We start from the raw sequence: 5,855 nt of genomic DNA, 5'->3' as shown, positions 1-5,855 counted from the left end.
TCTGAACGAAGCCGTGGAGGGTCTCCAAGAGAGAGTCATCGACTTTCTTCCCTGGGCCATTTCATTCATCGTGGTGGCCATCACTCTGTGTATAGCGGTGCCGTGGTTGTGGAGAAGAGCCTGGTACGGAGGCAATAAAGCGGCTAGGCGTGTTCAGACATCACGCAAGGCGCTAGGAGAGGCCTTCGACCTGACCATCAATCAGGTCAGACGGGACGGGTCTATACGCATCGCTCCAGGCGAAACCGCCAAATGGCTACGGCCAGGGCTCGAGGCTGAGCTATCGCGCTTTCTGCACGCCCCAATTCGACTGACCGTGAGTGAAGGACTGGCAATAGTAAAGACCCCCGCCGAAATCCCCGCTTCCATACAAGGAAGGCCGAAGTTCTCTCCGAACTCTGGCGACCTGGTTATCGGTGTGGACACGACTACTGGAGCCCCAGCTGAGATCTCAATTCGCGAAAAATCGGGAATGCTCATGGCCGGAAAACCCGGCAGCGGTAAAACCCTTGCCCTTAAGGCTATTAAACATGCTCTACACTCCTACGCAGATATCACCGTCTTCGACGGTAAACGAGACAGACCAGAATCCTTCTGCACCAAGGCACTCGAGATCCAGAGATGCATGGAAAAACGCCTTAACAACGGTCTTGACTACTGGACAGAGGACGAAAAAAGTCGCCCAAAACTCTTAGTTCTAATCCTGGATGAGGCGCAGCGGTGGCTTAGTCCAGAATCTAGAAGAAAACCTGACAAAGAATCTGCGCAGATGCGGGAATCTCTCATACGCGACCTCGTCCAAAGAGGCCGAAGCGCCGGGGTGCTGGTCATACTAACGACTCAGCGTATGACCGCTGATGTCGTCCCAACAGGCATCCGGGATCTATGTGGTGTGAAAGCGATTGGCCGGGTGACTCGCCCGGAAGATGCTGAGCTGGTCCTTGGTATACGCCCAGGCGAGGGCGATCCTAGCCCGACTTCAGCAAAACCGGGGCAACTTGTTGTCGACGATGAAACAAGGCCTCTGCGAATGATCCAGGTCTACATGCCCAGAGCCTAAATAAGCCGTTCTGGGTGTCTTCGGTAGCGGCAGAGCGGCCGGAGCCGTATCTCCCAGCGGGAGGACGCCGGCGTAGGACGCGGCGACGCGAAAGGAGACCCCAGAACAAGGCGCCCGATAGGGCGCCGGCCACTACCTGGGCACAGCGCATCAAAGGTTATTTCTCAGTGGCAAGGCGGCGAATGCCGCCGCGGCAGCAAGAAGGTGCCGGTTAGTGTTACCCCGGCACCTCTGTAGCACGTATCAGACCAGCTCAGAAAGGGTATTCAGGTGAAGCAATGCGTAGCAAACGTTGTAGCAAGACTACGCAGTCCCGGTCATGGATGGCCACAGTATCGGCAGAGAAGATGAGTCGAAAGGAGATAGAAGAAGCACTAGCCTCATACAACTACCTAGGCCAGCTCGAAGAAGGCGAAGAAGACGGATACCGCCACTGGCAGCTAATTATCGACGGCGGACAATCCCCTATTAGGTTTTCCACGCTCAAAAGAAGACTCCCAACCGCTCATTTGGAGCCTCGCAGTGGTCCAATACAGCAGGCCATTAACTATGTCACCAAAAAAGAAACCCGCGTCTCTGAAGAGCCAAGGCTAGAACACGGCACGATCCGACACAGTGACGAAACGGGGCGTCGCAAGGATGTCGAAGTAGTCCGCGAAGCAATCCTTGAAAAAGGGCTTTCTGCCGACGAAGTCTTCCTTCAAGTCCCCGAATCCAATCGCATGACCGCAATGGTAGAAAAACTCGTCGCTGCGCGAGATCGATCCCGCCACACTAAGCCTCGCCAGCTAGAAGTCATCTGGCTCTACGGGCCACCCGGAACAGGGAAAACCAGCCTCGCTGTGGAGATGGGAGGCACAAGCTATTATCGAGTGACCGACTACCAGAACCCTTTTGATGCATACTCCGGAGAAGAGGTGCTAATTCTCGATGAATTCGACGGCGAAATGCGGCTTAGCACTCTCCTCAACGTCCTGGATATCTGGCCTATGATGCTCCCCGCCCGCTACGCTGACCGCGTCGCCGCCTACTCCCAGGTCGTATTGGTCTCTAACGAAGCTCCATGGAGCTTTTACCCGTGGGAAACGCAGTCTCGGCGACAAGCGCTCATGCGACGTGTGCATCAAGTACTGCTAGTTAGTAAGAGCGGGACTCAATATATTAAGTGGCCAAACGCAGCTTAACTACTAATCGACGCTTAACCACTGACCAGCCCGCCCCACCTCTTGAGGGAAGGAGGGAGGGAGCGCAGGGAGCGCCCTGCCCTAAGTCTAAAAAGTACTTTTAGACTGTGTAAATGGCAGGGCTTGGCGTCCTCCGTCGGTCAGTCGGTCGGTCGCTTGGTCACTCCTGGCGCTGTGCATTACCCCAGCGCCCCGGCGGCGTGTGGATACGGCTCTTGGCCAGATTCAGAGGTTTATTACCTGGCGACGTTGTCAGTCCTAGACTCGGCGGGCCTTTGCCCCGCAGCCTCACGGTCAGCGGGAGTGTCTAGCGGCCATATCCGCGTAGATGTAGTGAGGCCCTCTAACGGCCTGCTCTGTCCCGACTGCGGCTAGCACTAAGTCGGGCGGGGTTACTTTAGATTTATCCACTGAAGGACACGCGCGGTTTTTCCCTCTCGGCGCACGCGAGTCTATATGCTAGACTCCATATTAGTTTGTTTTTTCCTAGGAAAGACCCTAGCTGACTGAGAAGCCAGTTAGGGTCTTTTCGCGTCTGGGCGTGTCGAGCAAAATAAAAATTATCCCTCTTAGTTAAGAAAATCGCTTCATTACCTTGGATTAAACTGTTGAATTTAGGTGTTTTAGTTATTAACATCGCCTGTGTCCGGAGTTTAGAGAAGCTGGAAGGCGCTTATGAAGAATCTGTTTAAGACTGGAGCGGTGTTAACGGCATTTACATTTTTGCTTGGGGTTTCCCCATCGGCCAATGCTGCTCCTGAGGTTCGAACTGTTGATCAAAGTGAGCAATTAACGCCGATTGAGGATACGAGTGCTTCGTTGAACCTTTCTCCTGTATCCAACGAAGACAACGTATCTATCGATAACGTAGCAGGAGGCCAACAAGCAACCATAACCCTTGAAGATGAGAATTCTCCGACAGAATATGAGTTTGATCTGGGGTTGGACGATTCCTCATCAGTTGTAGAAAAAGACGGTTTCCTTCTTGTGGAGCAAGATGGTCAGCCGGTTGCTCGTCTATCAACGCCGTGGGCCTACGATGCTGATGGTAAACCAGTACCTACTCACTTCGAAACTAATGGGAAGACGGTAACGCAGCATATTTTCCCGTCCAAAGAGACCGCATACCCGGTAACAGCAGATCCTCGGTGGAACGGCGGAAATATCTCCGGCCATATTTATTTCAGTAAGGAAGAGACGCGGAAGGCTGCAGCAGGAGGAGCATCTCTGGCTGCCATAGGCCCCTTCTGGATGGCTGTTCCACCACCTGCAGGTCCAGCTATTGCTGCGTGGTGGGAAAAGAACTCTATTGACGCGACCGTTGAAGCTACAGGAGCTGTGCGATCGGGTAGTTGTTTGCAGCTAAAGGTAGGGTATATCGGCCTTAGTGGTGGCGTTATTGGTGTTCAGCCCAGCACGTACACAGATGGGTGCTCCTAAGGGGAGGTTAATATGTCGTCGCGAAAAGCATTCGTGTTAGCTTTCGCAGTTGTATATACCGCTATTACCGGCGCCTACAGCGCTAGTAAGTGGATAGATGCCTCTGTTGCTCACGAGACGCTGCATCTTATTCTGTTTGCACTTGTGGTGCTGACAGCGTTAGTAGCGGTGTATCTAATAAATAAGAACCAATTGGTGCAGTGTTTTCTAGTCTCAGGAACAGCACTATCACTTATTTATGCAGGTGTTGCTGTGCTCTCGGAAGACTATAGTGGTTTGATTCTTCCTGCGGTGGTAGCTGTTATGTTTCTTCTTTTTCCCCAGGCAAGGCAATGGATAGAGACAAGCTCTGAATCGAGTGAGAGCTAGACGCTAGGCCCGAGTCTTATGTACAGGCAGGTTCACTGTAGGGCAAGAGATGCTTTAATGAGCTCGTTATGAATCTGGGTAGAGGCAAGGACTTAAAGGATTTGTCTTTACAAGTGGATTCTTATTAGGTAGAGGCTCCCCCGACTGTTGTTGGGGGAGCCTCTTTGTGTAGGAGGGGCTGGGCTGTGGGGCTCTTTATTTTTTGAGCCAGCGGCTGAGGCGTTGTAGGGGGTTGTGGTTGGTTTGAGGTTCGGGGTGGTTTTCTTCTTGGGTGGTGTTTTCTTGGTGTGGGGTGTCGGTGAGTTGTTTGTGTGGGGTGGTTTCTAGTGCGTGGATGGTTGTTTTGAGGGCGTCGATGGTGTCTTGTTTGGCTTGGATGAGTTGTTGGGCCTGGTGCAGTTGTTGTTCGGCGTAGTGTGCGCGTTGTTTTTCTAGTTCTAGTGCGTGCACTAGATTTTGGTGGTCTTGTGTACTGGTTGCACTGGTGGGTTCTTCGGGGGTTTTGTGTGTGATGGTGTCGAGTCGTCCGCTGTTGATGAGGTCGCCGATGGGGATGTACCAGGTGTCTTGTTTTTGCTGGGCTCGGGGGAATTCTCCGCGGGTTCTGGCGCGGGTGATGGTGGATTTGGCGACGCCGGTGAGTTTGGCTGCTTCGGCGATGGTAAGTAGTTGGTCGAGGTGGTCGTCCATGTGTGCAATGGTAGCGGTGTAGTGCGGTGCACTAGGCGCACCACGCTGTTGTATGTGGTGCGCTGTGGTGGTGCACCAGGTGGTGCGGCGGGGTGTGTGGGGATGTAGGGCGTGGTGTGTGGCTCCATGCTGGGGGAATAGGGGAGGCGGACATAATACCCGTTATCGGACATCTATTGCGCAGATAAGACTGTAGGGGTGCATCTTCAGGTACCGCAGGGGGCTTCCTCCGTAGGCCTATTACCCCCGCGCCGCGGTGGCATCGCTACTACGGATGAAATTTTTAGCAACGGATTTTCCCTTTTTCTTCAGAGAAAACAGTTTTCAACTGCAAAGGAGTACCTGGGGGTCACCTGCATAAATGCCGTATGCGTCAATAATTATGGTACGCCGTGCTGTACGTCATGACGTACGGTCAACACACCAGAATGACACATTGATTTTCCCCCCGTCAATCCCCACCCCCTTGCGGGTGGGGGCGGAGTATGCGTAGTCTCAAGGGTGCGCACAGCGCAAAAGTCCCCTCGGGCGTGCTTGCCGGCTGACCCGAGAGGACTCAATTCCCCTGTATATATAGAAAGGAGACGAGCGAATAATGCTCAATCTCAGTATCCCATCATATCTGGTGCCTGTCTACCAGACCCTCGAAGGCGTGCGCGTACGTACAGTACCAACGGAGCCCGAGACTAAGGGCGACATGCCTAAAACAAATTCCTATTTCCCAGGATGCAGCGCTTGGAAAATGCAGGTTTCGCTCGTCATGAGCGAGGAGGAAGGCGCGGACGAGGCCTTAGAGCGCGAGATTCGCCGACAGTCGATCACTGTCTGGGCACCAGAACGTCCAAGTGTCTCTGTCGGAGACAAAGTTCGTTTCACCGGCCTTATGGCTGGCGCGGTAGACGGAGCCATCTTCCTGCAGGCCACAGGAGTAGAGAAGCTGGAGGATACCCATGAGATCCTCTAGCAGTGAAGAACTCCTAGCGCCTCTGAACGAAGCCGTGGAGGGTCTCCAAGAGAGAGTCATCGACTTTCTTCCCTGGGCCATTTCATTCATCGTGGTGGCCATCACTCTGTGTATAGCGGTGCCGTGGTTGTGGAGAAGAGCCTGGTAC

General features: G+C 53.5%; 6 protein-coding genes. 5 read left to right on the top strand and 1 reads right to left on the bottom strand.

Translation table 11 applies throughout. The annotated features are described in order from the left end of the window. The 4 genes from QP934_RS11185 to QP934_RS11170 form a co-directional block, all read left to right on the top strand. A partial coding sequence (locus tag QP934_RS11185; protein ID WP_419127568.1) for an AAA family ATPase occupies positions 1–1,060 on the top strand: 1,060 nt, incomplete at its 5' end. Positions 1,061–1,407: 347 nt separating this feature from the next. Then, on the top strand, positions 1,408–2,244 hold the full coding sequence (locus QP934_RS11180; protein WP_419127567.1) for a hypothetical protein: 837 nt from the start codon (positions 1,408–1,410) through the stop codon (positions 2,242–2,244). Between the two features lie 675 nt (positions 2,245–2,919). Next, positions 2,920–3,684 carry a hypothetical protein gene (locus QP934_RS11175; protein ID WP_419127566.1) on the top strand — a complete coding sequence of 255 codons (765 nt, stop codon included), beginning with the start codon at positions 2,920–2,922 and terminating at the stop codon, positions 3,682–3,684. Between the two features lie 12 nt (positions 3,685–3,696). Next, positions 3,697–4,053, top strand: a complete 357-nt coding sequence (locus QP934_RS11170) for a hypothetical protein (protein WP_419127565.1) — start codon at positions 3,697–3,699, stop codon at positions 4,051–4,053. Positions 4,054–4,248: 195 nt separating this feature from the next. Here QP934_RS11170 and QP934_RS11165 read toward each other — a convergent pair whose 3' ends face one another. Next, positions 4,249–4,743: a helix-turn-helix transcriptional regulator gene (locus QP934_RS11165; RefSeq protein ID WP_419127564.1), complete on the bottom strand. Its 495-nt coding sequence runs from the start codon at positions 4,741–4,743 to the stop codon at positions 4,249–4,251. A 742-nt stretch (positions 4,744–5,485) separates the two neighbouring features. Here QP934_RS11165 and QP934_RS11160 point away from each other — a divergent pair. Continuing rightward, positions 5,486–5,707: a hypothetical protein gene (locus tag QP934_RS11160; protein ID WP_419127563.1), complete on the top strand. Its 222-nt coding sequence runs from the start codon at positions 5,486–5,488 to the stop codon at positions 5,705–5,707. The last annotated feature ends 148 nt before the right edge of the window (positions 5,708–5,855 follow it).

Source organism: Corynebacterium sp. MSK122, assembly GCF_030229435.2.
Taxonomy (GTDB): Bacteria; Actinomycetota; Actinomycetes; order Mycobacteriales; family Mycobacteriaceae; genus Corynebacterium; species Corynebacterium marquesiae.
Note: the sequence above shows the minus strand (reverse complement) of the source record. Positions and strands in the feature narration are given on the sequence as shown.